Source organism: Mycolicibacterium mageritense, assembly GCF_010727475.1.
Taxonomy (GTDB): Bacteria; Actinomycetota; Actinomycetes; order Mycobacteriales; family Mycobacteriaceae; genus Mycobacterium; species Mycobacterium mageritense.
Genome location: NZ_AP022567.1, coordinates 5,324,546 through 5,350,922, shown reverse-complemented (window position 1 = coordinate 5,350,922; position 26,377 = coordinate 5,324,546). Strand labels below are relative to the sequence as shown.

Here is a 26,377-nt window from a genome sequence, read left to right as displayed (position 1 = left end):
GCCAGTCATTGCACGCTTTTTCGCAAGATGCGTGTAATAACTGGCCACTCAACGTCGAACCGTCACAACATGCAGCTGACGCAACCCTCGACCTCGGTGCCTTCCAAGGCCATCTGACGCAACCGGATGTAGTACAGCGTCTTGATGCCCTTGCGCCACGCGTAGATCTGCGCCTTGTTGACGTCGCGGGTGTTGGCGGTGTCCTTGAAGAACAGCGTGAGGCTCAGGCCCTGATCCACGTGCTGGGTGGCCGCGGCGTACGTGTCGATGATCTTCTCGTAGCCGATCTCATACGCGTCCTGGTAGTACTCCAGGTTGTCGTTGGTCAGATACGGCGCCGGGTAGTAGACGCGACCGATCTTGCCTTCCTTGCGGATCTCGATCTTCGACGCCACGGGGTGGATCGACGACGTCGAATGGTTGATGTAGGAGATCGAGCCCGTGGGCGGCACGGCCTGCAGGTTCTGGTTGTAGATCCCGTGCTCCTGCACCGACTCCTTCAGCGAGCGCCAGTCATCCTGCGTCGGAATGTGGATCCCGGCATCGGCGAAGAGCTGCCGCACCTTGTCGGTCTTCGGCTCCCACACCTGCTCGGTGTACTTGTCGAAGAACTCCCCCGAGGCGTACTTGGACTTCTCGAACCCGCCGAAGCGCGTCTTGCGTTCGATCGCAATGAGGTTCGACGCGCGCAGGGCGTGGAACAACACCGTGTAGAAGTAGATGTTGGTGAAGTCGATGCCCTCTTCGGAGCCGTAGAAGATGCGCTCGCGGGCCAGGTACCCGTGCAGGTTCATCTGGCCAAGGCCGATCGCGTGCGAGCTGTTGTTGCCCTGCTCGATCGACGGCACCGACCAGATGTGGGTCTGATCGCTCACCGCGGTCAACGCCCGGATCGCGACCTCGATGGTCTGCGCGAAGTCCGGCGAGTCCATGGTCTTGGCGATGTTGAGTGAGCCGAGGTTGCACGAAATATCCTTGCCCACTTGGGCGTAGGACAGGTCGTCGTTGAACACCGACGGCGTGGACACCTGCAGGATCTCCGAGCACAGGTTGCTGTGGGTGATCTTGCCGTCGATGGGGTTGGCCCGGTTGACGGTGTCCTCGAACATGATGTACGGGTAGCCGGACTCGAACTGGAGCTCGGCCAGCGTCTGGAAGAACTCACGCGCCTTGATCTTGGTCTTGCGGATCTGCGCGTTGTCGACCATCTCGTAGTACTTCTCGGTGACGTTGATGTCGGCGAACGGCAGGCCGTACACGCGCTCGACGTCGTACGGCGAGAACAGGTACATGTCCTCGTTCTTCTTGGCGAGCTCGAACGTGATGTCCGGGATCACGACGCCCAGCGAGAGGGTCTTGATCCGGATCTTCTCGTCGGCGTTCTCGCGCTTGGTGTCGAGGAACCGGTAGATGTCGGGGTGGTGGGCGTGGAGGTACACCGCACCCGCGCCCTGGCGCGCCCCGAGCTGATTGGCGTAGGAGAACGAATCCTCCAGCAGCTTCATGATCGGGATGACACCCGAGGACTGGTTCTCGATGTTCTTGATCGGGGCGCCGTGCTCGCGGATGTTGGACAGCAGCAACGCCACACCGCCACCGCGCTTGGACAGCTGCAACGCCGAGTTGATGGAGCGCCCGATGGACTCCATGTTGTCTTCGATGCGAAGCAGGAAGCAGCTCACCGGCTCGCCGCGCTGCTTCTTGCCCGAGTTCAGGAACGTCGGGGTGGCCGGCTGAAACCGGCCGTCGATGATCTCGTCGACGAGCTTCTCGGCCAGCTCGGTGTCACCGGCCGCCAGGGTCAGCGCGACCATGACGACGCGGTCCTCGAACCGCTCCAGGTAGCGCTTGCCGTCGAAGGTCTTGAGCGTGTAGCTCGTGTAGTACTTGAACGCGCCGAGGAACGTCGGGAATCGGAACTTCTTGGCGTAGGCCCGGTCCAGCAGCGACTTCACGAAGTTGCGGCTGTACTGGTCGAGCACCTCGCGCTCGTAGTAGTTCTTCTCGATCAGGTAGTCGAGTTTCTCGTCCTGGCTGTGGAAGAAGACCGTGTTCTGGTTGACGTGCTGCAGGAAGTACTCCCGCGCGGCCTGTACGTCCTTGTCGAACTGGATCTTGCCGTCTTTGTCGTACAGGTTGAGCATCGCGTTGAGGGCGTGGTAGTCCGTCTCCCCCGGGAGCGCGTGCGTGCTGTCGGCGGTTACAGGCTCTGCAGCTGTGACGGTTGGTGGCACGTCTGGTCCTTCCAAAAGTCTTCCAAGCCCGCGCGGACGGCAGCCACGTCGTCCGGGGTTCCCATGAGTTCGAAGCGATAGAGATACGGCACGCCACACTTGCTCGCCACGACATTGCCCGCGTAGGCGAACTCCGCGCCGAAGTTGTTGTTGCCCGCGGCGATGACACCGCGGATCAACGACCGGTTGTGTTCATTGTTGAGGAACGCGATGACCTGCTTGGGCACATAGCCACCGTCATTGATGTTCGGGGTGGCACGGCCGCCGCCGTACGTGGGCAGGACGAGCACGTACGGCTCGTCGACCTCGATGCGGCCGTGCAGTGGGATCCGGGTCGCGGGGATGCCGAGCTTCTCGACGAATCGGTGAGTGTTTTCCGAGACGCTGGAGAAGTAGACGAGATTGGTCATCCTGTTCCCATCCTCCCCGGGTTGATGCGTCTTGACCGTCTCCGTTACGCGCTGACCGCTGCGCTGACTGGCGGAGGGGCGATATTCGATGGTGCTGTATTCATCTGGTGATTCCTTTCCGGGGTGGGTTGGTGGTGGTCGGTTTGATTTGGCGGCTGTCATGTGACGCCCGCCAGTTGTTTGACTGCTTGGGCCGCTGAGATGACCTCGGTCATCCTGATTCCTGAGTCGCCGGCATAGAGTGCCGAACGTTCGATCCACTCAGTGGGCATGCCTTTGATCGGTGCCGCGGGGGTAAAGAAAGGCAGGCCTGGGCGCTGCTTGCTGAGAAGCCGCGCGGGGTTGTCGTCCTCGGGCGCGAGTTTCGCCAATGGCGCGCTGTAGGCGTTGATGGTGCGAGGGAGGGCCTTTGCGGTTCCGTCGGGCTGACACCACCGACGAGTCGCGTTGTTCTCAACCACTCGGTGGGCCCTGGGCCAACCGAGCCCGAACAGCGTCGTTTCGACGGTCTGTTTCGCTTCGAGAATGCGCTGTTGATAGGCGGGGTGCGCTGGAGACTCGTGGGTGAGCAGGAACCGAGTGCCCGCGACGACTGCGGCCGCTCCTGCATCGAGAGCTGCGCGCGTGTCGGCATGCTCGGCGATTCCGCCGGCTTGCAGAACTGGCGTGTCGTGGGCAATCAACAAGGTACGTTGCAGCAGATTGGCTGCGGCTTGATGCCCAGAAAGGTGTCCGCCGGACTCGTTCCCTTGGGCGATCAAGGCGTCAACGCCCCAGGCGATTGCCTTTCGGGCCTCGTCCTCGGTGCCGATCATGGCCAAGACCGTGACATTTCTGGTTTGGAAACGCTCGACCAACGCTCTGTCCCCGCCAAACGCCAAGACGACGATGTCAATGCCTTCTTTTAGGCAAACTTCGACGTGCGATGGCCGCGCGAGTTCCATCAGCAGGTTGACCGCGATCGCTCGGCCTGGGGCTTCTTGGCGCACGTGATCGATGGCTGAGCGAAGCTCGCTGTCGGGACGGAAGCCGATTGTTCCCAATCCACCGGCTTTTGCGACGGCGCTTGCCAATTCGGGCGGAGCCATGCTGCCGATGCCTGCTTGCACCACTGGTACGTCGATCTTGAATCGGTCCAGGACGTCCACTATGCACCCCCGGCAGCGAGTGGCTGTGGCCGCGCCGCGAGATAAGCCCGTTGGTCGCGTTGTGCGAACTTCGCCCATGTCGTGGCCGAGGAAATGTGTAGCCCGAATTGGGTGGCCACGATTGCCGCTGGTAAGTCGCTGGTGAGGGCGAGCATCGCTCGGTTCCGGTTGACCCGGACCGAGATCCCGGCCTTGTTGAGCTTGCGGCCCAGTGTCGTCGTGTGAATTGGCTCGTGTCGGCGTCCGCCCGGAAACAGATAGGCAGCACTGCAGTCCAGGGTTCGTGCGTGGGGGTTCGCGTCGGCGGCTGCAGCAACCTGATCGATGAGTGCACCTACCTTCGCGGGTAGGAGCAGCGGATGACCGGCCAGTGTGAGCGCTGTGCCTTTCTTCGTTGTGATCACGTCGGCGGTGGTGAGTCGTTGGATCTGTGGCAGGCGCGAACCGTAGAGCAGGACGAGGAGTGCTGCCACTCGTGTCGAGAGTTCGACTTGACTGGTGTCATCGAGCATTTCGGTGATGAGGGCCAAATGTTCTTGCTCGTCGCCGATCTCACTTGGCGGTGGAGTTGAAACACGATGTACTGCAACATCTTCAACGATGCCACGTCGAGTTAGCCAGACGATGAAGCCTGCGATGTGGCTGGTGCGGTCGCGGTTTCCACCGCTCCAGCTGTCGAGCATCGCTTGAGTCAGCCCGCGGATCTGGTGACCTTGCGCCTCGATGTGTTCGATGAGCCGCAGCGCGGTCCGAATGCGCTCACGATCCGTATTGGCGGCGCCGTCGGTGTATCCGCGTCGACGGGCTCGGCGGCGGGCGGCCCGCAGTACTGCCCATCGCGCGTAGGGGTGGATCAATGCAGCGTGAGCGGCGGGCAGTGTCGCGGCGAGTTCGTTGATCCAGGTTTCGAAGCGGTCGATCGGCTCGTCTCGAGGCGGCAACAGACCGAGCTCGACAAGCATCGCGCGTAGGTAGTGACGCGCTCGGACCTGATCACACGTATCGAGCGTGGAATGGGTCAGGGTGTCGGTAGCCGCGCTTCGTGCGATCGTGAACAGCATCGATTGCGTTCGCGGCTTGATCAGCCAGCGCATCGTCGAGGCTGGATCTCCTCGATGGGCCAAAAGCTTTGGCAGCTCCTGCAAGCCCTCAACGGCGGGCCCCGTCTCGGTGGTGGTGGTTAGCAGTTCACTAGCCAGCCGCCCGACGGAGCATCGCAGGCACGTTCCGGCGAAGTGTTGAGGTCCGGCATGCCCGCATTGGATGCAGCTGTAGTCCTGTGCTGAACCGGCGCAGGGGCCGCAGATCCGGGCACCCGTAGTGGCGTCACGGCCGATCAAGATTTTTGGTTCACCACATTGCGTGCACTGCTGCGCACGGCGCAATGTGAGCTTGTAGCAGGGTAGACAAACCGGCCCGAGCGGCCAGCGTGTGTGAGCGGGCCGGATCCGGCCGCAGTGGCCGCATGCCAACTCCGGTGACTGGAAGCACCGCTTGCAGAGATCAACGTCGCCGCGGCGACCTGCACGGATGGCGACCGGAGCGACAATGCCGCACTTTCCGCATCGACGAGGCGGTGCGGTGTAGCAGCGTTGGCATAGCGGCCCGTCACCCGTGACCAGTTTTGCGTGGTCGAGCCGGCCACACCCAGCGCATACCCGCTTGGGGCGTGCGCAGTTGTTGCACAAAGCTTTTCCATCCGGTGTACGGCTCGACGGAACCTTGCGTCGAGCGCAGTGCGCGCATTCCTCGAACCGGCGCGGATCCCGCTGATAGCAGGTTCGGCACAGGCCGCCCTCGGCTGTGCGCGCTGCGCGGGGCGCGAGGCGGCCGCACTGATCGCAGATGTGCCGCGGAGGGGCCGCGACGCTCATGACCCTGCTCCTGGCCGCTGAATCTTCGTGCGTCGCGCCGACGCGAGCGCAGTGACAGTGTTACGTGACTGTCCTGCAACCTTTTTCGTTGCCACCTCGGTAACCTGTGGCTCTATCAAATCGTTCGGAGTGCATTCCAAGATGTCGCACAGCGCGACGAGGGTATGCATGCTCAACCGTTGCGGCTGACCGGTGACCATGCGGTAGGTCTGCTCACGCGACAGGCTGACGCCACGGTCGGCCAGATGTGGCTGCAGGTCCGTGGTCGAGAACATGCCTTTCTCAGCCATCTTGGCCCGCAAATGCCAGGCATAATCCATCTGCTTCATCGCGGCCCCCCATCAAGGTGGCCATAACGCGACTGCATCGACCGGTTGATCAATCGGTTGCGGTACTCGTTGGACACTCCGATGTAGATCGCTGTCGTCGAGGAGAACGAATGCCCTACCTGCTCCTGAATGAACCGTTCCGGGTAGTCGAACTCCACCAGATGCGTGACGTAGGAGTGTCGCAGGCAGTGCAGATCTAGCGTCGGATCAATGCCGGCTTCATCACGCACGGTCGAAAACGTCGTGTTGAGCATGCGGGTGCCGATCCGGCTGCCACGCTCGGTCAACCACAGTGCCTGCTGCTTATCAGCAGGAAACAACGGCCGCACATCGGTCAGATAGTGGTCCAGGACCTCGACGATCCAGCTCATCTCGGGAACCGTCAGAACAGTCCGCCGCTTCGGCGCTCCACCCCGGGACGACTTGCCGTAACGGACCGACAACGCACCGAACCTGCCGAACTCATCCGCCTTCGAATTGCGGCGCAGATCAACAACATCGGAGTGCACTACCTCGCGGCGGCGTAGCCCGTAGGCGTAGCAGAACTTCAGCATCGCCGCGTCGCGCAGCGCCGTCAACGCACCCTTGCGGCCGCGCGCTCGGATCGATTCCACACGGGCGTCGGCGGCATCAAACAATGCCTGAACCTCGTCATAGGTCAGCGGACGACGCGACGGATCACCTTCGTACTCGCCGACATGGATGATCGAGTTGTCTTCGTGGAATACCTGTTGCGGAACCTGCCCGAACTGCTGCGTGCATTCGGTGAGCCAGCCGTAGCGCTGGTCGAGCAGGTACTCGCAGAACATTCGGATGTCGATCTCATAATTGCGCGCTGTCGACACCCTCAACGGTGACGAACCAGACCGCAATGCACTGATCCAGGCCTCACCTTCGGCGGGCGCCCACTGCCACGGATACAGTCCAGAAAACTCGACGAACCGCCGCACCAGGCGGAGACGCGGAGTGATCGTCGCGTCCTTCAAGAACCGAGCCCGCTGCTGGCGTTCCCAGCCCTGCAGCATTGCCTCGAGGACAGCTTGTTCCGGATCGAGCTGAACAACATTGGGTGCCAACACCCGTCGGGCCGCGCCCTGGGAATCACTATTCACGACGCCTGTTGTAACAGATGCATCATTGATGCATGAGGATTTCGATGGGAATTGACCTTCGGCGATTCGCGTCGAGGTCTCACCCCCCGACGTCCTAGCTGCGACAACAGGCAACATGGCTAGCTCACCAATGTTGCATCAGATGACAATATTGCTCCATTGCTGAGCGCCTTGATCCGATCCGGACGGAAGCCCGACCAGTGCTCGTTGCCGGCCACGACGACCGGGGCCTGCAGGTAGCCCAGCGCCATCACGTAGTCGCGGGCTTCACTGTCGAGCGTGATGTCGACCTTCTCGTAGGCGATGCCCTGCTTGTCCAGCGCCTTGTAGGTGGCGTTGCACTGCACGCATGCGGGCTTGGTGTACACGGTGACGGTCATCTTCGGTACGGCTCCTCTTGCGGTAAGTGAAAGGTCTAAACCCGGACTGGCAACTTGGTTGGATCACGGTGCTCGCTATACTTCAGCGACCTCCAGCCCCCCAAAATTCCTGGCACCCGAAGCCGCCTTCCGGCCGGTTGTGAAACCGACTCCGCCGGATTCGCTGCGCTCCGGCGGGCTCCCGAACTGTGGTGGCCTGTCGGTCTCACAGACACTACACCTAGTGGCCCGCCATCCGAAGCCATACAACATGTTCTGAATAACATTTTTGAAATTCCCAGGTCGTAAGCTTGCCGCAAGCCCCGCGCCCGGCGTGTCGTGAACGCCCGCCGAGCGCGTGTCGCACTACATGTACCGGTCTACCACCAGCCACCGACAAATCCGCCGGGCCTAGCACATCAAGATCACCAGTAGCAAACCGCCAGTACGGCGGTGACCGGCCGGCCGCGGCGTACCCGCCGAGCGAGATCGACCGCCCCGGCCGCACACGGAAGCCGTCAGAACCACACGCCAATCCCGGCCAAACGGACGCAAAACCCGCACCGAATCTGCCCGTTCATGCCCAGTCCGGCAACCTGCCCCTGGGCGGAAAACACCTGGGTACCGTGACGTACGCCACACACCAGTGAAGTCATTCTCAATGAGGAGAAGGGCGATTATGACGACCACGGAACAGGCCGATCAACCCGCGCAGGCCCCACCGACCGGCGACCGCGTCGCCCTGGTCTACCCCAAGATGTGGGTGTTGTTCATCGTGCTGATCTGCTGCTTCACGGCGTGGGGTGTGGCGGCCGATCTCACGACTCCCATGGTGGCCGGGTTCAAGACGATCTTCGACATGAACACGTTCCAGGCTTCGCTCGTCCAGCTGGCCTACTTCGGCGCCTACTTCCTGTTGGCGCTTCCGGCCGCGTTGATCAATCAACGCTTCGGGTACAAGGCCGGGTTGCTCACCGGGGTGCTGCTCGCCGCCGCCGGCTCGATGGCGTTCTACCCGGCCAGCAAGATCATGACGTACGAGGCGTTTCTCGTCGCACTCTTCGCGATCGCGGCCGGCTGCTCGATCTTGGAAACCTCGGCCAACCCGTACGTGATGTCGCTGGGCCCGGAGGCAACCGCAACCCGGCGCCTCAACTTCGCTCAGGCGTTCAATCCCGTCGGCACCAACATCGGCGTACTGCTGGCCGCGACCCTCATCCTGCCCAAGCTCGACGAGCCGGTGAACATGGCGAGCCTCACGCCTGCCGAAGAGCACACCATCCGTGCCGGCCAGCTCGGCGCCGTCATGGGCCCGTACCTCGGCCTCGGTTTCGTGCTGATCGCCATCGGCCTGGTGATCGCGGTGAAGAAGTCTCCCCCGATCGTCGAGGAGTTCGAGTCCGGGGATCTGGCCGGCCGGTCACCGATCCGAATCCTGATGTCCAACAAGCGCTATGTGTTCGGCGTGGTCGCGCAGTTCTTCAACGTCGCGGCGCAGGTCTGCACCTGGACCTACATCATCCAGTACACGCAGCAGGCGCTCGACGGATCGCTGCAGCTGGGCGGCTACCTACTCCAGGTCAGCCTCATCGTGTTCCTGATCTCGCGATTCGTGATGACGTGGGTGATCGGGAAGATCCGGGCCACCAAGGTGCTCACCGCCCTCGGTGCGCTCGCCGTGCTGCTGTGCGTCTTCGCCATGGTGTCACCCAATGTCGCCGGGGTTGCCGCGGTCGTGGCGTTGTCGTTCTGCCTGTCGCTGATGTTTCCGACGATCTACGGCGTGGCTCTGCAAGGCCTCGGGCCCGCGACGAAGTTCGGGGCGGCGGGGCTGGTGATGGCCATCGTCGGCGGCGCCATCATGCCGCTGATCCAGGGCCGGCTCCTCGACATGACCAGTCCGGCGATCTCCTTCATCGTGCCTGCCATCTGTTTCGCCGTGGTCACCGCGTACGCGGTGTTCGACCTGAAGGCCGCACCGACGGGAGCCCAGTCATGAAGCGCACCTGGGTCGCCGCCCTGGCCGTGCTCCTCGTCGCCTGCGGCGGCGGTGGTTCGGCGAACTTCTCCGATCCCACCGACCGCCTCGAGGTGGTGTCGTGGTGGGTTTCGCCATCGGAACACCCCGCGTTCGAGGTGCTGCTGGACGCGTTCGAGAAGACCGATTCCGGCGTTGACGTGATCGACGGTTCGATCGCCGGCGGCGCGGGAAGCAACGTCCAGATCGCACTCGCCGAACGGTTGCGCGCCGGGGATCCACCCGATGTGTGGCAGACGTTCCTCGGCAGCTCGCTGCGCGCCTGGGTCGACGCCGATCGGATCGCCGCCGTGGCGTCGGTCTACGAGCGCAGCGGACTCGGCCCGAACCTTCCCCCTGCGCTGCTGCAGGCCGCGACCTACCGCGATACCCAGTGGGGTGTGCCGACCGGCGCGCACCGCGGCAACGTGCTGTGGTTCAACCAGAAAGTGCTCCGGGACGCGGGCATCGCCGCGCCCGGACCGGATTATGCGCCGGAGGCGTTCGCGGCCGACCTCGCGAAGTTGGCCGCTACCGGCCGGACCCCGCTGTGCCTGGGCGGCAAGGACCGGTTCACCGCGACCGAACTGTTCGAGAACACGCTGCTCGGCGTGGTGGGGCCGCAGGGCTGGACCCGGATCCACGACGACGCCTTCGACTGGCGTGGCCCCGAGGTCGACGAGGCGCTCACGCGGTTCGGCCAGGTCGTCGCGGCGGCCGACCCGGCCGCGGCGGGTCTCACCTGGGATCAGGCCGCCAAGAAGCTCGCCGCGGGCGAGTGCGCATTCCTGTCGATGAACGACTCGGTGTACGGCGAGCTCGTCGCGAACAAGGCCACCGAGGGCACCGACTTCGGGTACGTGCCCTATCCGGGCACCGGCGGCGCCTACCTCGCGATCGTCGACTCGTTCGTGGTGTCGTCCGATGCACCCGACGGTGTCAACGCCCTCAAGTTCCTTGAGGTGGTGGCCGATCCCGAGACCTCGTTGGCCTTCAACCGAATCAAGGGCTCGGTGCCGGTACGCCGCGACGTGGATGTCGCCACGCTGCCGGCCTACCAGCGCCAGGCCTCCGAATCCCTGTGGCACGACCACGTTCTGCTGTCGATCACGCACGGCGAGCTGATGCCGCCGTTCTTCCAGCAGGCCATGTACGACGCGGTCGCGACGTACCTGCAGAGCCGCAACGCCAAGGCGTTCATCGACACGTTGCAGAACTCGGTGGCCGCGGCGATGCCCCGTCGCTGAAGCTCAGCCGACCTCTGCGGCCAGCTTGCCCACCACGTCCCGCAGGTTGTCGACGATCTCGGCGTTCTCCCGCGGGTGCTTGCCGTCGAACGCCTTGGCCGGGATCGAGAGCTTGAGATCCTCGACCACGCGCGGCCCGGCGATGCCGAACGACTTACGGGTTTCGTCGTGCGCCCACACGCCGCCGTACTGGCCGAGCGCCGCACCGATCACCGCGACCGGCTTGTCCTTGAGTGCGCCGTTGCCGTACGGCCGCGACAACCAGTCGATCGCGTTCTTCAGCACGCCCGGGATGCTGCCGTTGTATTCGGGCGTGATCACCAGTGCGGCGTCGGCTCCCGCCGCAGCTGTCCGCAGCGCACTGACCGGCTCGTCGACGTCGGCAGTGTCGATGTCCTCGTTGTAGAACGGCAGCTCGCCCAGCCGGTCGAAGACTCGCAGGTCCACTCCCTCCGGCGCCGATTCCACGGCGAGTTCGGCGAGCTGACGGTTGATGGACGCCGCGCGGAGGCTTCCCACCAGCACCAGAACCTTGATATCGGCCATCGTTGCATTTTCCCTTCGTCGGACAAGATCTTCGCAGCTTTCAACCGGACCATAGTCCGTTTAATTCCGCCTGAGTTAAAGTGCAAGGGTGAAAGCCTGCGACCCGACCAGGCTCGTGGTCACCGACGCGGCGCCGCAGGAGCGCGGTGACGCCGCCCGCAACCGGATGTTGATCCTCGATGCGGCGCGCCGCCTGATCGCTGAACGCGGACCCGATGCGGTCAGCACCGACGATATCGCGGTTGCCGCCGGCGTGGGCAAGGGCACGTTGTTCCGCCGTTTCGGCAGCCGCGCCGGCCTCATGATGGTGCTGCTCGACGAAGACGAGAAAGCCCAGCAGCAGGCATTCATGTTCGGCCCGCCGCCGTTCGGGCCCGGCGCTCCCCCACTGGAGCGGCTACTGGCCTACGGCCGCGAACGGCTCCGCTTCGTCCACCGCCACCACGCGCTGCTGTCCGACGCGGCCCGCGATCCACAGATGCGGTTCGCCGACCCGTTCCCCTTACATCGCTCACACGTGCGGATGCTGCTCGAAACCGCCGGAACCACCGGTGATCTCGATGCCCAGGCAGACGCCCTCATCGCACTGCTCGACGTGGATTACGTAGCACATCAACTCACCGACCACGGCCGCACGCTCGACGAATTGGCCACGGCCTGGCAGGACACCGCCCGCAAGCTGTGTGGCACCTAGCGCGATGAGCGATTGGGTTCTGCACGTCGACCTGGATCAGTTCCTGGCCTCGGTGGAGCTGCGCCGCCACCCCGAACTCGTCGGTCTTCCGGTGATCGTCGGCGGCAGCGGTGACCCCACCGAGCCTCGCAAGGTGGTCACGTGCGCGTCGTACGAAGCCAGGGAGTTCGGAGTGCACGCCGGTATGCCGCTGCGCACCGCAGCCCGCAAATGCCCCGACGCCACATTCCTGCCGTCGGATCCGGCGGCGTATGACGAAGCCTCCGAACAGGTCATGGGTCTGCTGCGCGACCTCGGCCACCCACTGGAGGTGTGGGGCTGGGACGAGGCCTACCTCGGTACGGACGCCTCGGTAGACCCGATGGAGCTCGCCGAACGGATCCGCACCGTCGTGGCCGCCGAAACGGGGCTCTCGTGCTCGGTCGGCATCAGCGACAACAAACAACGCGCCAAGGTCGCGACCGGCATGGCCAAACCGGCGGGCATCTACGTGCTGACCGAGGCCAACTGGATGACCGTCATGGGAGACCGGCCGCCCGACGCGCTCTGGGGCGTCGGACCCAAGACCACGAAAAAGCTTGCCGGCCTTGGGATCACCACGGTAGCCGAGTTGGCCGCGACCGACGCCGCTGTGCTGACCTCGGCCTTCGGGCCCAGCACGGGCCTGTGGATCCTGCTGCTGGCCAAGGGCGGCGGTGACACCGAGGTCAGTGCCGAGCCCTGGGTGCCCCGCTCCCGCAGCCACGTCGTCACGTTCGCCCACGACCTCACCGACCGCGGCGAAATCGATTCGGCGGTACGCGAACTGGCCCATCGCACGCGCGACGAGGTGGTCGAGCAGGGCCGCATCGTGACCCGCGTCGCGGTGACCGTGCGCACCAATACGTTCTATACCCGGACCAAGATCCGCAAACTCGGCGCGCCCAGCACGGACACCGACGTCATCACCGAAACGGCGCTGGCCGTACTGGACCAGTTCGAACTCGACCGGCCGATCCGCCTGCTCGGCGTGCGACTGGAACTGGCCATGGACCCGGCTGTCGGTACCGGCCAATAGGCTCGGGGCATGCTGCAGACCATCGCCATCCGCGGCTACCGGTCCCTGCGTGAGGTGATCCTGCCGCTCACCGAGCTCACCGTGGTCACCGGCGCGAACGGCACGGGCAAGTCGTCGATCTACCGAGCGCTGCGGCTGCTGGCCGATTGTGGACGCGGCCAGGTGATCGGCTCACTGGCCCGCGAAGGCGGGCTGCAGTCGGTGCTGTGGGCGGGCCCCGAGCAGCCCTCCGACGAGGCTCAGGGCACCACCCGCACGCGGGTGATATCCCTCGAACTCGGCTTTGCGGCTGACGATTTCGGTTATCTGGTCGACCTCGGCCTGCCGCAGATGGCCGGCATCGGGCCGACGGCGTTCGCGCGGGATCCCGAGATCAAACGCGAGGTGGTGTTCGCGGGTCCGGTGCTGCGCCCGGCCTCGACGCTGGTGCGGCGCGCCAATGAATACGCCGAGGCCGCCGCCCAGTCTGGCCGCGGATTCGACGAGTTGAGCCGCTCGCTGCCGTCCTACCGCAGCGTGCTGGCCGAGTACGCGCACCCGCATGCCCTGCCGGAACTGTCCGCGGTCTCCGACCGGCTGCGGGACTGGCGCTTCTACGACGGGTTCCGCGTCGATGCCGACGCGCCGGCCCGGCAACCGCAGGTCGGCACCCGCACCCCGGTGCTCTCCGACGACGGATCGGATCTCGCCGCGGCCGTGCAGACCATCATCGAAACCGGCGCAGGCGACCTCGAGAGCGCCGTCGCCGAGGCCTTCGACGGGGCCGGTGTCTCGGTTGCCGTCACCGACGGGTTGTTCGATGTGCAACTGCGCCAGCGCGGCATGCTGCGGCCGTTGCGCGCTGCCGAACTGTCCGATGGGACACTGAGATTCCTGTTGTGGGCGGCCGCGCTGCTGAGCCCGCAACCGCCGTCTCTGATGATTCTCAACGAACCGGAGACCTCACTGCACCCCGACCTCGTGCGCCCGCTGGCGGGCCTGATCACCGCGGCGGCCGCCCGCACGCAGGTGGTGGTGGTCACGCATTCCCACGCGTTGCTGGATTTCCTGGGCGGCGCCACAGAGATCGAGCTGTACAAGCAATGGGGCGAGACCAGGGTCACCGGGCAGGGCATGCTGGACATCCCGTCCTGGCACTGGGGTAAACGCTAGCGCTGCAACGCCTTTGGTCGCAGCGCCCGGGTGAAGAGCACGTTCACCTGTCGCATCGCCACGCTATAGGGCCACCACGCGACCCGCTTGAACGCGTACAGCGCGCGGATGTCGGCCGAGGTGTAGATCAAGAACCTGTTGCGGCGCACGCCGGCGAGGATCTTCTCGGCGGCCTTCTCCGGTGAAACGGCATGGCCCGCGAACCGGTCCACCCACTTCTGCACGTGAGGATCGTCGCGGTCCACGCCTGCGATCTGAACCGTCTGCACCAGACCGGTTTTCACCGCCCCCGGCACCACGACCGACACCCCGATGCGATGGCGCGCCAGGTCGAAGCGCAGCACTTCACTGAGCCCACGCAGGCCGTACTTGCTGGCGCTGTAGGCGCTGTGCCACGGCAGCGCCACGATCCCGGCAGCCGACGACACATTGACGAGGTTGCCGCCCTTGCGCGCCGCCACCATCGGCGGCACGAACGTCTCGATGACGTGGATCGGGCCCATCAGATTGACGTCGATCATCGACTTCCAATGTTGATGGGTGAGCTGGTCAACCGTGCCCCAGGCCGAGATGCCCGCGATGTTCATCACCACATCCATCGCGGGATGGCTCGCGTGGATGTCGGCAGCGAACTGGGCCACCTGGTCGTAGTCGGAGATGTCCAGCACGCGATGCGCGGGCACCTGCGCGCCGAGCGCACGGGCGTCGGCGACGGTCTTGTCGAGGCCGTCGGGGTCGCGGTCGGTGAGAAACAGCTCGGCCCCCTGGGCGGCCAATGCCAGGGCCGTGGCCCGGCCGATGCCGCTGGCTGCTCCGGTGACGAAACAACGCTTACCCCGGAAGTCGCTCCCCTGCGCCATGGGGTGACCCTACCCTGAACCGCCGGTACCGCTTATCCGCCCCACAGCGCGTTGAGCCAGAGCCGCTCGAGGATGTCGCGGGCCCGCTGGGGATCCTCGCCGCGTCCGATGAACGCGGGGTCGTGTGCCAGGGTCATCGCGGTGGTCGACGTCAGTGTGCGCACCAGCGCGGGGATGTCCTCGCTGATCGGGCGCGCTCCTCGATCCTGCTCGACGAGACCGACGATCTTGGCGATCACCACGTCTTCGAAGTCGTTCATCAACTCCCGGATCTGGGCGTCGGTGTTCTGTGCGACCGTGCACGCCGACATGATCGGGTCGTTGGTGGCGAACACCGCCGCAGCGCTGCCCACCATGCGCTTGGCGAACGAGGCGGGCGACTCGTCGGGCTCACGCGGCGCGAAGTTGTGGGTCAGCTCGTCGAGCTCCTCCATCGCCTCGGCCACGATGAGGGCCAGCACGGCGTACTTGGAGTCGAAGTAGAAGTAGAAGCCCGACCGGGCCACGCCCGCGCGCTCACTGATCGCGCTCACCGAAAGGTCCGCGAACGACTGCTGTTCGAGCAGTTCGCGCACGGCTTTGACGATGGCTTCGCGCTGCCGGTCACCCCGGCTCTGGCGCGCCTGCGGCGGCGTCAGCTCCCGTGTGGCGGCGCTGCTGCCCTCCGGTACAGATTCGGCAGTCATGGGACTAAACCTTTGCATCGCGGCACGCCAGAACAAAACTTGACATGCGTCAAGTCTGCCAGTCAGGATGGCGATGGGTGGTGACATCCACCACAGATTCAGTCACCAGGAGCGGTACATGGCCACGATCAGCACTCCGCATTACCTCCTCGACCAGGCAAAGAGGCGTTTTACACCCACGCCGAACACGTTGCCCGGCATGGGAGCGCTGGAGAAGCGGCTCAAGGCCAAGCAGTGGGACCAGTTCGTGTTTGCCGAGCCACCGGCGGGCAGCGGCCTCAAGCCGATCCTCGGCGACTCGGGTCTGCCCGTCATCGGCCACATGATCGAGATCTTCCGCGGCGGCCCCGACTTCATTCTTGAGCTCTACCGCAAGCACGGGCCCGTCTACTACGCCGACTCCCCGGCCCTGTCGGCCGTGATGGCCCTGGGCCCGGACGCCACCCAGGCGGTGTTCTCCAACCGCAACAAGGACTTCTCGCAGCGCGCGTGGGATCCGGTGATCGGGCCGTTCTTCGAAGGTGGCCTGATGCTGCTCGACTTCGACGAGCACATGTTCCACCGCCGGATCATGCAGGAGGCGTTCACGCGCAGCCGGTTGACCGGGTATGTCTCGCACATCGACTCGGTCGCGACGCGCGTCCTGGCCGGTGACTGGGTGGCCGACGATCCGCGCTTCCTCTTCCACCCCGCGATCAAGGAGCTGACGCTCGACATCGCCTCGGAGGTCTTCATGGGCCACGCCGCGGGCACCGACCGGGAGCTCGTGACGACCATCAACCAGGCCTTCACCACCACCACGCGGGCCGGCAACGCGATCGTGCGCAAGCCCGTGCCGCCGCTCACCTGGTGGCGCGGAATCCAGGCCCGCAAGACTCTCGAGGATTACTTCTCCAGCCGGATCGGCGACAAGCGCCGCTCCGAGAGCACCGACATGTTCAGCGTGCTGTGTCATGCACAGGACGAGGACGGCCAGAGCTTCACCGACGACCAGATCGTCAGCCACATGATCTTCCTCATGATGGCAGCCCATGACACGTCGACGTCGACCATGACGACCATGGCGTATCACCTCGCCGCCAATCCCGAGTGGCAGGACAAGCTGCGTGAGGAGTCCGAGCGGATCGGCGACGCGCCGCTGGACATCGAGGCGCTCGACAAGCTCGAGACCTACGACCTGGTGATCAACGAGGCGCTGCGGATGATGACGCCGCTGCCGTTCAACTTCCGCCAGGCCGTGCGCGACACCGACCTGCTCGGCTACTTCATCCCGGCCGGGACCAACGTGGTGACGTGGCCGTCGATCAACCACCGGCTGCCCGAGCTGTGGACCGACCCCGAGCGCTTCGACCCCGAGCGCTTCGCCGAGCCCCGCAACGAGCACAAGAAGCACCGCTACGCATTCGCGCCGTTCGGCGGCGGTGCACACAAATGCATCGGCATGGTGTTCGGTCAGCTCGAGATCAAGACCGTCATGCACCGGCTGCTGCGCCGCTACCGGCTCGAGCTGCCGCACGAGGGCTACCGGCCGCACTACGACTACGGTGGCATGCCCGTGCCGATCGACGGCATGCCGATCGTGCTGCGCCCGCTGCACTGAAAGCCGCCCGCCCGGCCCCGCGGAACTGCATTCCCGGTCGTCATTTCGTCACATCAACAACCGGGAATGCAGTTCCGCGGTCGAGGCGTCTACGGTCGCGTCATGACCCGCGAGGCCCCCTCCCACGCGACCGACCGGCCCGGCGACGCATCGCCGTTCGCACTCGGACTGTTGCTGCGTCGCGCGCACTGGCACGCGGCCGCCGTGATGTCGGAGGCGCTTCGTCCGCTGGGCATCGAGATGCGACATTTCGCGGTGCTGCTGGAACTCGTCAACCACGGCCCGACCGAACAGCGCGCCCTGGTCGAGGCGACCGGCTCGGACAAGGCCGCCATCATGCGGGTCGTCGACGACCTGGAGCGCAAAGGTCTTGCCGTGCGCAAGGCTGTTCCGGGAGACCGGCGGGTGCGCGCGGTCGAGATCACCGGCAAGGGCATGGAGCTCTTCGACGCCGCGCATGTCGCGGCCGGGCCGCTGGCCCAGCGCCTGGTGGCCACGCTGGAGCCGGGCGAGGTGGCGCAACTGAAGGATCTGCTGATCCGCTTCAGTCCACACCCTGAGGCGTAGGCCACACCGGTGCCGACCCGGCCACGGGAATATCGTGACCGAAATTCGTATTGAATGATACAGTCACGAACGTGACTTTTAGTCATCAGGAGGCGAGAGCCATGTTGGACGTCTATGACGCAGTCACCAGCCGGCGGGCCGTGCGCGGTTTCACCGACCGACCCGTCCCTAAAGAGGTGCTGGAGCGCGTATTGACCGCGGCCGCCTGGGCGCCGTCCGGCTCCAACATCCAGCCGTGGAACATCTACGTCGTGACCGGCGCACCGCTTGCCGAGCTCAAGAAGCGCGCCGTCGAGCGTGTCGAGTCCGGCATCGCCTGGGATTCAAGGCAATTCGATATGTACCCGGCCGACATGCAGTCCCCGTACCGGGATCGGCGGGCCGCCTTCGGCAAGGAACGCTACAGCGCGCTCGGCATCGCCCGCGAGGACTGGGAAGCCCGACAGCGGGCGGCGATCGCCAACTGGGACTGCTTCGGTGCACCTGCCGCGCTGTTCTGCTACATCGACCGCAACCTCGGGCCCGCGCAGTGGGCGGACGCCGGCATGTATCTGCAGACCGTGATGCTGCTGCTGCGCGCCGAAGGGCTGCACAGCTGTCCGCAGATGGCGTGGTCGCAAGTCCACGAAACCGTCGCGGACGTTCTCTCACCGCCCGACAACCAGATCCTCTTCTGCGGCATGTCGATCGGCTACGAAGACCCCGCGGTCGACTACATCCGGACCGGCCGCGCGCCGCTGAGCGAGACCGTGACCTTCGTCGACGCGTAACGGCTCAGGCTGCCGTCAACAGCCGGTTCGCACACGCGATCACCGCGCGCAACGCCGACTGCTCGGGATCCTCGGCCAGCCCCATCGCCCATTCGGCGCGCACGCCGTCGCACCCTCTGACGAACGTGGCGGTCCGCCCACCGGTCGGCAATTGGTGGAACGACGTCGTCTCGACCGCGATGCCGCGCTCGTGCAGCATCGCCGTCAACGCGGCGACCGGGCCACTGGCGGCCGCGGACGACGTGCTGATAGTGTCGCCGATGGCCAAGGTGGCCTGATAGTTGCGCGCTTGTGGCCCAAGGCGCCCCGCCGGACGTGTGGCGTCGGTGCAACGCCACTGGCCGAGCCGCAGCGGGCCCGTGCTCGGCGCGTACTCAGCAAGAAACGAATCCCAGGACGCCGAGTGGCCCGCGTCGCGGAGGCCCCGCGGCAAGGGCGCGGTGAAGCTGGCCGCGAACGACGGTTGGTCGGTGGTTTGCGTTGCCGATGAGGTGAACATGTGCCGGTCTTCTCTGCTCAGAGGAATTGACCGACGAGTAGCGACGACCCACAGCGAGGGGTCGGTCCAGATCAGACCCCGCTGCGGGTTGCTACTACGAGTCGCCTCGGCACGTTGGCGATGCTAGACGCTGCCCAGCCGATCACGCAATCACTTTCTTCGCACTCGCCGTCCAGGTGCGGGTTTCGCTGATCGACACCACCGCGCCGTCGTGGATCGCCACCCGATCGGCCGGGGCGGTGGCGAGCACCTCGAGCAGTCCCGCCCCGCGCACTGCCAGCAGCTCCGCGCGGGCGCCGATGCGCGGACCGGCTGCGGGCAGTCCCATCACCCGACGCGCTTCGTCGGTCACCATCGCGACGGCAACCTCGGGATGAGCGTGGCCGGCGATCACCGTCAGTGCCGCGGTCTCCAGCGCGTCACTGCGGCCCAACGGATTGAACGGATCCCGCACATTGTCGGCACCGGCCGCGACCGGCGCCCCGGCCTCACGCAGCGCGGCGATGGCGGTGATTCCGCGCGGCGTGCCCACCGGATGGTTGCGCCCCTGCAGGTACAGATTGGTGATCGGGTTGGTCACCACCCCCATGCCGGCCTCGGCGATGCGGGGCAGCAACTCGTCGAGCTCACTCCGCGACATCGTGCCCAACCGGGTGCAGTGGCTCGCGGTGCGGATCCGGCCTTCGGGCCAGCCGCTGACCCGCATGGCGTAATCGGCGATGGTGTGGTGGTCACCGACCAGAAACTCGTCGGTGTGCAGGTCGGCGCCGACGCCGCGGCGCTCGGCGACATCGAGGAGCCGCGCCAGTTCGGCCTGCGGGTCGGCCGTGCCGTGGGGCGAGCCGCCGACCAGATCAGCGCCCGCATCGAGCGCGGCATACAACAGCTCGACGCTCGAGTAGTCCTTGAGCAGCGCCACGATCTCGATGTCGATCACGTCATGCAGGTGTGCCCGGACGGCGGCCACGGCACGCACGCCGCGCAGTGGGTCTCCGGTGGGCAGGATGTCGACATGGGTACGCACGGCGGTGGTTCCGTTGCGCACCATGGCCATTGCCGCGGCGCCAGCCCGATCTCGGAAGGAGTCTTCGTCGAATGCCGCCGATCCTGTTCTCCAGCTCGCGATCGCGCCCGGCAGGTCGGTGAGCGGTGGGCGCAGCACGTCCCAGGACAACGCCTTGTCCAGATGAGCGTGTGGTTCGGCGGGGGCCGTCATGAGGACGTATCCGGTCAAGTCCACCGTCGCGTCGTCGACCGGAGGGTCGGCAGCGGCAGGCATGACCCTGGTGACGATCCCGTGGCCGTCAGCACGGCCGAGTTCCACGTCGACGACCGATCCGTCGACGAGCGTGGCCCCGCGCAGCCACGAAACCTGTTTCGGCAGTTGGTCCTTCATATCCGTCATGACCTACAGGTGCGGACGTAGAGCCCGGCGACATGAGCGCAGGCGGCGGCCCGCGCTCCTTCTGCATCGCCTGCCTCGATGGCTGCCACGATGCGTTCGTGCTCGGTGACGGCCAGCCGTCGGTTGAGTTCGGTAACCCACATGTCCGACCGGTAGAGGTGCGCCTGGCCGTCGAGACGCGCCAACGCCTCGCACAGCGACCGGTTGGCCGACGTCTCCCGAATGAGGGTGTGGAACTGGAGGTCAAGAGCAGCGTCGCGGCCTTGGTCGGGCAGCTCGTCGAGCATCTCGCGTTGAACCTGCACCATCTTTGCCAGCTGCTCGATGGTCGCGCGACCGGCCTTCAGCGTCGCGCTGTGCGCCGCCAGACCGTCGAGCACCTCGCGCACCTGGAACACGCCTTTGATGGCGTCGGCGTCCAGCGAGGCGACCCGAGCGCCCGCGTTGCGCGTGTGGGTGGCCAGCCCCTCGTAGATGAGCTGCTGGACGGCTTCGCGCACCGGAGTACGGCTGACGTCCAGCCGCGCCGCGAGTGCGGGCACGCTCAGCGCGCTGCCCGGTGCGAGCTCGCCACTGAAGATCAACTCCTGCAGTGCATCGTGGACCGAGTCGTTCAAGGGGGTCCGCTGCGGTGCCGTCACCGCGGCTCACCCGCTGCCGCAACGCGTTCCGCTTCCCGCAGCGTCGCCCCGGGCGCCACGCCGGTGCGCAGGCCTGCCACCTTCATGGCGATGTTGGCGGCCACGGTGATCGGTTCGTATCCGATCTCGCCCGGGGCCAGCGTGCCGGGCAACGCTTCGAGCACCGCATCGTGATTGCCGTCGAAGAAGAAGGCCGCGGAGCGCCTGCGCTCGATGCGGCCGTCACGCACGGGCGGATCGACCCGGTGAATCGTCGACATCCACCGGTCGTTGGTCCACCGCGCCATGGCATCGCCCAGGTTCAGCAACAGGGCACCGTCGGCGGGCATCACGTCGTGCCAGGCACCGTCGCGGTCGAGCACCTGTAGGCCGGGCACGCGATCGGCCCACAGTATCGTCAAGATGCCGAAGTCCGAGTGTGCGCCCATCCCGGTGAGGTCTCCGGAGAACGCGGAATCCCCTTCGGGCAGAGCGAAGTTGTTCATCTTCAGCACCTCGATCGAGTGGTCGATCATCGGGTCGAAGTATCCGGGCGGAAGCTGCAGCGCATCGGTGACCACTGTCATGAGAACCCGGGCCAGCCCTTGTGCGCGGACGAAGTATTGATTGACGGCCGACCGGAATCCGGGCGCCGCGTCCGGCCAGTTGTTGGCCGCGTAGCTGAGCTCGGGCAGACCCAATTGCGGAAACATGGCCGCCTCGGTGCCCACGGTGTAGGCCTCGTAATAGTCGTTCATCTGGTTGGCCGGGGCGATACCCAGGCTCATGCTCAACGATTCGCTTTTCGGCGGGGAGTAGCCACGATTGGTGGCCGGCTCCCGGCGGTAGCCCTTCTTGACGGAGATCGGGAGGCCGAAGAACTCGTCTAGCGCATCCGTGAGCTCGGTGATCGCGGCAGTGTCGATGCCGTGCCCCACGATCTGCATGAAGCCGGGTTCACGGCACGCGGCGTCGAATGCTCGGGCCACCCGGGCACAGTCGGCATCCGAATGCGCATCACCACCCTTGACGTACGGCGAGACATCGATCACCGGAACCTCGAAAGCTGGTGTTTCCATTGGTGTTTCCTTTCTCCGTCAGTTGATCAGGGCCGGCCGGATTCGTGCCAGCTGCCGACGGCGAACCGGGCCAGGATCCGCATCGCACCGAACACCAGGACACCGAAGAACGAGGCGAGCACGATCGCAGCGATCAGGTCGTCGGATTGCAGCCGGCCTCGATAAACGTCGAGCAGCGTCCCGATGCCCGGCTGTCCTTTGGCGAAGAACATGTCGCCGATGATCGCGCCCACCACCACCAGTCCGGACGCGGTGGTGATACCGGTCAGGATGGTCGGAAGCGCGGCGCGCAGTTCGAGTTTCGTCAGACGATCCCAGCGCGACGCGCGCGACAGCGTGAACAGTTCGTGCAAGCCCCCGTCGACCGACCGGATTCCGAAATGGGTGTTGGTGACGATCGGAAACACCGCGATCAGAACACAGACCAGGGTTCGGGCCGCCATGCCGTAGCCGAACCACAGCCCGATCAACGGGACGATCGCCAGGATCGGAATCACCTGGATCACCACTGCATATGGGTAGATCACGCGCTCGATCCAACGGGCCTGACTCATCAGGATCCCGGTGCCGACGCCCACGACGACAGCCACGACGAAACCGACGGCCGTCACCTGCGCGGTGACCGACAATGCCGACAGCATCGGCCCGAGAGAAGCCGGATCGAGCAGGGAGTTGCGCAGGACATCGATCGGTGGCGGCAACAGGAATCGCCGCTCCGGCGGAAGGACTCCGTAGCTCACCGCCGACCAGGCCACCAACGCGCCGAGCAGCGACAGCACCGGATATGCCACCGCGCCGGCCACGCTCCGGGTCCGTGCCATCCGAACGCGTGACGACGCCACCGGCCCGGTTAGGCTGCGGCGAGCCAGGGCACCCGCCGTGGTCACGGTTGCGGTCATCACACGTGCCCGTGCAGCATGCCGGAAACGCGCTGCACGTACTCGGTGAAGCGAGTGTCGAAACGCAGTTCCGGTGGCCTGGGATAAGGGAAGTCGACATCGATGACGCTCGCGATGCGGCCGGGGCGCGCCGTCATCACCACAACCCGCTTGGCCAGGTAGACGGCCTCGGAAACCGAATGGGTGACGAACATCGCCGTGAACTCCTCCTGCGTGTACAGCCGCTGCAGCTCGACCTGCATGTCCAACCGGGTCATCTCATCGAGCGCACCGAACGGCTCGTCGAGCAGCATGAGCTGTGGCGAAAGCGTCAAAGCCCGCGCCAACGACACCCGCATCTTCATGCCTCCGGACAGCGCGCTCGGTAACTGGCCGGCGAACTGCTCCAACCCGACCGTCGAAATAGCCTCTGCAGCACGCTGTTTGGTCTCCGATCGGCTCGATGCTCCGAGCTCTGCGCACAACTCGACGTTGGCGCGCACGGTGCGCCACGGCAACAGAGTGGGTTCCTGGAAGATGAAGCCGACCGAGTCGGTGTCGAGCGCGACGGAGCCTGTTGTGGGCTGCTCCAGGCCCGCGGCCATCCGTAACAAGGTCGACTTGCCGCAACCGGATGGCCCGACGACTGCGACGAAGCCGCCGTGTTCGATCGCGAGATCGACATGGTCGAGCGCGACGGTGCCGGTGGCATAGCTCTTGGTGACATCGGCGAAAACAACGCGCTGCCCGTGGGTGAGGCGGCTCGCGTCGGCGGTGCGCATCGGATCGGCCAACTGCCGGACGGGGTTCGGGGGCACTTCTGGGTCTCCGATCTGCATGCAACAGGATGTCGCGTGCGCTCCCCCAGCATTGGTTACATGCATGACGTGTCGATTGCCCCGCGTTACAACTGCGTAAGAGGCGCCTCGAACAACGCGATTTCTCAGCCTTTTTCGCCGACATCTGCCGTTCGGCGGAACCGGTAACGCGACCGCAACGAAAGAACCGACTGCATGTAATCGATGGTTGCGAGCGTGGCTTCGCCACTGCCAACCCCGAGGAGAGTCGTGCTCAAGTCGATCGTCTGCCGCACCGGTGCCATTGCCATGGCGGCCGCTGTCTTCACCTCCGCATGCGCGTACACGGCTGACAATGCCGACCAGCCAACACAGTCCGCCGCATCCGCCGACGGCCCGAACCTCGCCGATGTCTGCCCACGCGAGATCGGGATCCAATTGCAGTGGCAGCCGCAATCGGACATGGGTGCGGTCTTCGCGATGCTCGGCCCCGGCTATCGGGTCGATACCGAAAACAAGTCGGTCACGGGGCCTCTCATGGCCGGCGGGAAAGCCACCGGTGTCGACCTGACACTGAAGTCCGGTGGCCCGGCCATCGGGTTCCAGTCGGTGACCTCCCAGCTCTATGTCGATGATTCGGCGATGCTCGGCATCGTCCACGGCGACCAGCTGATCGCGGCCGCGGCCAAGCAACCCGTCGTCGGGGTCACGCCGCTGTTGAAGTACAGTCCCGCGATCCTGATGTGGGATCCGGTGAGCCATCCGCAATGGTCGTCGGTCGCGGATATCGGTAAGACCGACACGACCGTGGTCGTGTCGAAAGACCAGATATTTCCGCAGTGGATGGTGGGCAAGGGACTGCTGAAGCAATCACAAATCGACACCAGCTACGACGGCGCACCGTCGCGTTTCGTCGGCGATCCGACGCTCGCCCAGCAGGGCTTCGCCAACTCCGAGCCCTACACCTATGAGTTCGACACCCCGGCATGGAACAAGCCCGTGGCGTACGGCTTGATCAAGGACGCCGGCTACGACATCTACGCATCCAACATCGTGGTCCGCGCAGACCGGCTCCGGGAGTTCGCGCCCTGCCTGCACAGGCTGGTTCCGATCATCCAGCAGTCCGGTGTCGATTACGTCGCTGCCCCCGAAGCCACCAACAAGAAGATCGTGGATGTGGTGGCCCAGGATCCCACGTACTCGCCATACACCGAGGCCGAGGCCGACTACAGCGCCGACCTGCTCACCGGGAAAGGTCTGCTGGCCAATGAGAACAGCGGAGCGTTCGGCGTCTACGACGAAGCTCGCGTACAGCGCAACCTCGACGACCTCCGCCCCGTGCTGGCCACGACCGGCAACGACGTACCCAGCGACATGTCCGCCGCCGATCTGTTCACCAACGAGTTCACCGACAAAACCATCGCCATCGGCTGACACCCAACCCACGAACCGGAAGAGGCACATCGCATGACCTACGACCTGACCGAACTGCAACGAGAAGTCCGCATGGGCGGTCTCGGCACCGAGCGGGAGCGGGAGATCCGGCGCATCTCGTTGGCCCAGCTCGACACCAGGCGAGCCGAGATCGCCGACGAATTGTGGGCGGCAGCCACCGGCATCGGATTCTTCCAGGTGGTCGACCACGGCATCGACCTTGCGCAGGTGCGGGCCGCGTTCGCGATGGCCGAGTCGTTCTTCGCACTCCCCGACGAGGTCAAGGGACGACGGCCGAAGCGCTTCAACTCGGGCTGGGAGAGCATGACCCAGATCCGGCCCTCGGTGGGGACACCAGATCAGAAGGAGTCGTACCAGGTCACTTTGTCGGACATGGACGGGTTGTGGCCGACTGCCGAGGAGTTGGCCGGCTTCAGGGAGACCATGCTGGATTTCGAACACAGATGCTGGGTTCTTGCGATGCAGCTGCTGTCGCTGTTCGCCGAGAAACTGGGATTCGAGCGCGAGTTCTTCACGCACGCACACGATCCGGCATCACCGAGCTACCAGAGCACGCTGCGGCTGCTGCACTACTTCGCGATCCCGGCCGACGCCGACCTCGACGGGATGTGGCGTGCCGGGGCGCATACCGATTTCGACTGCCTGACACTGCTGTTCCAGCGGGCCGGACAAGGTGGATTGCAGGTGTGCCCTGGCAAGGAGTCTGCCGAGCAGGAGTGGACACCCATCGAGCCGTCAGACGACGCGATCACGTGCAACATCGGCGACATGTTGATGAGGTGGAGCGACGATCTGCTGCCGTCGAACTTTCACCGCGTTCGCAGCCCGGGCCGCGACGAGCACCGTGGCGCGCGGTACAGCATCGCGTTCTTCGCGCAGGCCAACAGCGAGGTGATGATCGCGGGGCCGGCCGGCAAGTACCCCCCGATCAGCGCGAAAGACTATCTCCAGCAACGTATCACGGCGAACTTCGCGAAATAAC

At 65.3% G+C, this 26,377-nt stretch carries 26 protein-coding genes; 10 read left to right on the top strand and 16 right to left on the bottom strand.

Going from position 1 to position 26,377, the window contains the following annotated elements:
• Nucleotides 1-62: 62 nt before the first annotated feature.
• From nrdE to G6N67_RS25725, 7 genes are all read right to left on the bottom strand, one after another.
• Nucleotides 63-2,234 (bottom strand): class 1b ribonucleoside-diphosphate reductase subunit alpha, encoded by a 2,172-nt coding sequence (gene nrdE / locus G6N67_RS25755; RefSeq protein WP_073906865.1) that lies wholly within the window; start codon nucleotides 2,232-2,234, stop codon nucleotides 63-65.
• Complete coding sequence (nrdI, locus tag G6N67_RS25750; protein ID WP_036427755.1) at nucleotides 2,201-2,644, bottom strand: class Ib ribonucleoside-diphosphate reductase assembly flavoprotein NrdI; 444 nt, start codon at nucleotides 2,642-2,644, stop codon at nucleotides 2,201-2,203. The genes nrdE and nrdI overlap by 34 nt, the downstream gene beginning before the upstream one ends.
• 158 nt (nucleotides 2,645-2,802) lie before the next feature.
• A complete protein-coding gene (locus tag G6N67_RS25745; protein WP_036427757.1) occupies nucleotides 2,803-3,792 on the bottom strand; it encodes an NAD(P)H-dependent flavin oxidoreductase in 990 nt (329 codons plus the stop codon).
• The gene (locus tag G6N67_RS25740) at nucleotides 3,792-4,886 is read right to left on the bottom strand and encodes a hypothetical protein (RefSeq protein ID WP_036427761.1); all 1,095 of its coding nucleotides are present in this window, start codon (nucleotides 4,884-4,886) and stop codon (nucleotides 3,792-3,794) included. Before G6N67_RS25740 ends, G6N67_RS25745 begins: the two co-directional genes overlap by 1 nt.
• Nucleotides 4,887-5,662: 776 nt before the next feature.
• A complete protein-coding gene (locus tag G6N67_RS25735; RefSeq protein WP_036427763.1) occupies nucleotides 5,663-5,995 on the bottom strand; it encodes a helix-turn-helix domain-containing protein in 333 nt (110 codons plus the stop codon).
• Entirely contained in the window at nucleotides 5,992-7,074 is a 1,083-nt protein-coding gene (locus tag G6N67_RS25730; RefSeq protein WP_036427768.1) for a tyrosine-type recombinase/integrase, read from the bottom strand. The genes G6N67_RS25735 and G6N67_RS25730 overlap by 4 nt, the downstream gene beginning before the upstream one ends.
• A gap of 152 nt (nucleotides 7,075-7,226) precedes the next feature.
• The gene (locus G6N67_RS25725) at nucleotides 7,227-7,487 is read right to left on the bottom strand and encodes a redoxin NrdH (RefSeq protein WP_036427772.1); all 261 of its coding nucleotides are present in this window, start codon (nucleotides 7,485-7,487) and stop codon (nucleotides 7,227-7,229) included.
• Between the two features lie 658 nt (nucleotides 7,488-8,145).
• Between G6N67_RS25725 and fucP the strand changes: the two genes are divergently transcribed.
• Nucleotides 8,146-9,465 (top strand): L-fucose:H+ symporter permease, encoded by a 1,320-nt coding sequence (fucP, locus tag G6N67_RS25720; protein WP_036427773.1) that lies wholly within the window; start codon nucleotides 8,146-8,148, stop codon nucleotides 9,463-9,465.
• Nucleotides 9,462-10,730 (top strand): ABC transporter substrate-binding protein, encoded by a 1,269-nt coding sequence (locus tag G6N67_RS25715; protein WP_036427776.1) that lies wholly within the window; start codon nucleotides 9,462-9,464, stop codon nucleotides 10,728-10,730. Before fucP ends, G6N67_RS25715 begins: the two co-directional genes overlap by 4 nt.
• A gap of 3 nt (nucleotides 10,731-10,733) precedes the next feature.
• Here G6N67_RS25715 and G6N67_RS25710 read toward each other — a convergent pair whose 3' ends face one another.
• Nucleotides 10,734-11,276, bottom strand: a complete 543-nt coding sequence (locus tag G6N67_RS25710) for an NADPH-dependent FMN reductase (protein WP_036427777.1) — start codon at nucleotides 11,274-11,276, stop codon at nucleotides 10,734-10,736.
• A gap of 88 nt (nucleotides 11,277-11,364) precedes the next feature.
• Here G6N67_RS25710 and G6N67_RS25705 point away from each other — a divergent pair, with 88 nt between their 5' ends.
• The 3 genes from G6N67_RS25705 to G6N67_RS25695 are packed head-to-tail and all read left to right on the top strand — an operon-like array spanning nucleotide 11,365 to nucleotide 14,179.
• Nucleotides 11,365-11,970, top strand: a complete 606-nt coding sequence (locus tag G6N67_RS25705) for a TetR/AcrR family transcriptional regulator (protein ID WP_036427779.1) — start codon at nucleotides 11,365-11,367, stop codon at nucleotides 11,968-11,970.
• Between the two features lie 4 nt (nucleotides 11,971-11,974).
• The gene (locus tag G6N67_RS25700) at nucleotides 11,975-13,027 is read left to right on the top strand and encodes a DNA polymerase IV (RefSeq protein ID WP_036427781.1); all 1,053 of its coding nucleotides are present in this window, start codon (nucleotides 11,975-11,977) and stop codon (nucleotides 13,025-13,027) included.
• 9 nt (nucleotides 13,028-13,036) lie between these two features.
• Nucleotides 13,037-14,179 carry an AAA family ATPase gene (locus tag G6N67_RS25695; RefSeq protein WP_036427783.1) on the top strand — a complete coding sequence of 381 codons (1,143 nt, stop codon included), beginning with the start codon at nucleotides 13,037-13,039 and terminating at the stop codon, nucleotides 14,177-14,179.
• On the opposite strand, the gene G6N67_RS25690 is transcribed toward G6N67_RS25695, so the two are convergent.
• Both G6N67_RS25690 and G6N67_RS25685 read right to left on the bottom strand, forming a co-directional pair.
• Nucleotides 14,176-15,039, bottom strand: coding sequence for an SDR family oxidoreductase (locus tag G6N67_RS25690; protein WP_036427785.1), 864 nt, complete (start codon nucleotides 15,037-15,039; stop codon nucleotides 14,176-14,178). The two genes, G6N67_RS25695 and G6N67_RS25690, sit on opposite strands and share 4 nt — an antisense overlap.
• A gap of 32 nt (nucleotides 15,040-15,071) precedes the next feature.
• Entirely contained in the window at nucleotides 15,072-15,725 is a 654-nt protein-coding gene (locus tag G6N67_RS25685) for a TetR/AcrR family transcriptional regulator (protein WP_036427787.1), read from the bottom strand.
• 118 nt (nucleotides 15,726-15,843) lie between these two features.
• Between G6N67_RS25685 and G6N67_RS25680 the strand changes: the two genes are divergently transcribed.
• The 3 genes from G6N67_RS25680 to G6N67_RS25670 all read left to right on the top strand — a co-directional run bounded on the left by G6N67_RS25680 (nucleotide 15,844) and on the right by G6N67_RS25670 (nucleotide 18,662).
• Entirely contained in the window at nucleotides 15,844-17,325 is a 1,482-nt protein-coding gene (locus G6N67_RS25680) for a cytochrome P450 (RefSeq protein ID WP_036434054.1), read from the top strand.
• Nucleotides 17,326-17,427: 102 nt separating this feature from the next.
• Nucleotides 17,428-17,892 (top strand): MarR family winged helix-turn-helix transcriptional regulator, encoded by a 465-nt coding sequence (locus G6N67_RS25675; protein WP_036434056.1) that lies wholly within the window; start codon nucleotides 17,428-17,430, stop codon nucleotides 17,890-17,892.
• Nucleotides 17,893-17,996: 104 nt separating this feature from the next.
• Complete coding sequence (locus G6N67_RS25670) at nucleotides 17,997-18,662, top strand: nitroreductase (RefSeq protein WP_179976878.1); 666 nt, start codon at nucleotides 17,997-17,999, stop codon at nucleotides 18,660-18,662.
• A 4-nt stretch (nucleotides 18,663-18,666) separates the two neighbouring features.
• Here G6N67_RS25670 and G6N67_RS25665 read toward each other — a convergent pair whose 3' ends face one another.
• From G6N67_RS25665 to G6N67_RS25640, 6 genes are all read right to left on the bottom strand, one after another.
• The gene (locus tag G6N67_RS25665) at nucleotides 18,667-19,161 is read right to left on the bottom strand and encodes a 2-isopropylmalate synthase (protein WP_036427795.1); all 495 of its coding nucleotides are present in this window, start codon (nucleotides 19,159-19,161) and stop codon (nucleotides 18,667-18,669) included.
• A 142-nt stretch (nucleotides 19,162-19,303) separates the two neighbouring features.
• A complete protein-coding gene (locus G6N67_RS25660; protein WP_235684060.1) occupies nucleotides 19,304-20,566 on the bottom strand; it encodes an amidohydrolase family protein in 1,263 nt (420 codons plus the stop codon).
• Nucleotides 20,563-21,207 (bottom strand): GntR family transcriptional regulator, encoded by a 645-nt coding sequence (locus tag G6N67_RS25655; protein WP_036427797.1) that lies wholly within the window; start codon nucleotides 21,205-21,207, stop codon nucleotides 20,563-20,565. Before G6N67_RS25655 ends, G6N67_RS25660 begins: the two co-directional genes overlap by 4 nt.
• On the bottom strand, nucleotides 21,204-22,265 hold the full coding sequence (locus tag G6N67_RS25650; RefSeq protein WP_036427798.1) for an isopenicillin N synthase family dioxygenase: 1,062 nt from the start codon (nucleotides 22,263-22,265) through the stop codon (nucleotides 21,204-21,206). The genes G6N67_RS25655 and G6N67_RS25650 overlap by 4 nt, the downstream gene beginning before the upstream one ends.
• A gap of 26 nt (nucleotides 22,266-22,291) precedes the next feature.
• Nucleotides 22,292-23,086, bottom strand: coding sequence for an ABC transporter permease (locus tag G6N67_RS25645; RefSeq protein WP_230022072.1), 795 nt, complete (start codon nucleotides 23,084-23,086; stop codon nucleotides 22,292-22,294).
• A 77-nt stretch (nucleotides 23,087-23,163) separates the two neighbouring features.
• Nucleotides 23,164-23,982, bottom strand: a complete 819-nt coding sequence (locus tag G6N67_RS25640) for an ABC transporter ATP-binding protein (protein ID WP_051578395.1) — start codon at nucleotides 23,980-23,982, stop codon at nucleotides 23,164-23,166.
• 267 nt (nucleotides 23,983-24,249) lie between these two features.
• Between G6N67_RS25640 and G6N67_RS25635 the strand changes: the two genes are divergently transcribed.
• On the top strand, nucleotides 24,250-25,374 hold the full coding sequence (locus tag G6N67_RS25635) for a nitrate ABC transporter substrate-binding protein (RefSeq protein ID WP_179976877.1): 1,125 nt from the start codon (nucleotides 24,250-24,252) through the stop codon (nucleotides 25,372-25,374).
• A gap of 33 nt (nucleotides 25,375-25,407) precedes the next feature.
• Nucleotides 25,408-26,376, top strand: a complete 969-nt coding sequence (locus tag G6N67_RS25630; RefSeq protein WP_036427805.1) for an isopenicillin N synthase family dioxygenase — start codon at nucleotides 25,408-25,410, stop codon at nucleotides 26,374-26,376.
• The last annotated feature ends 1 nt before the right edge of the window (nucleotide 26,377 follow it).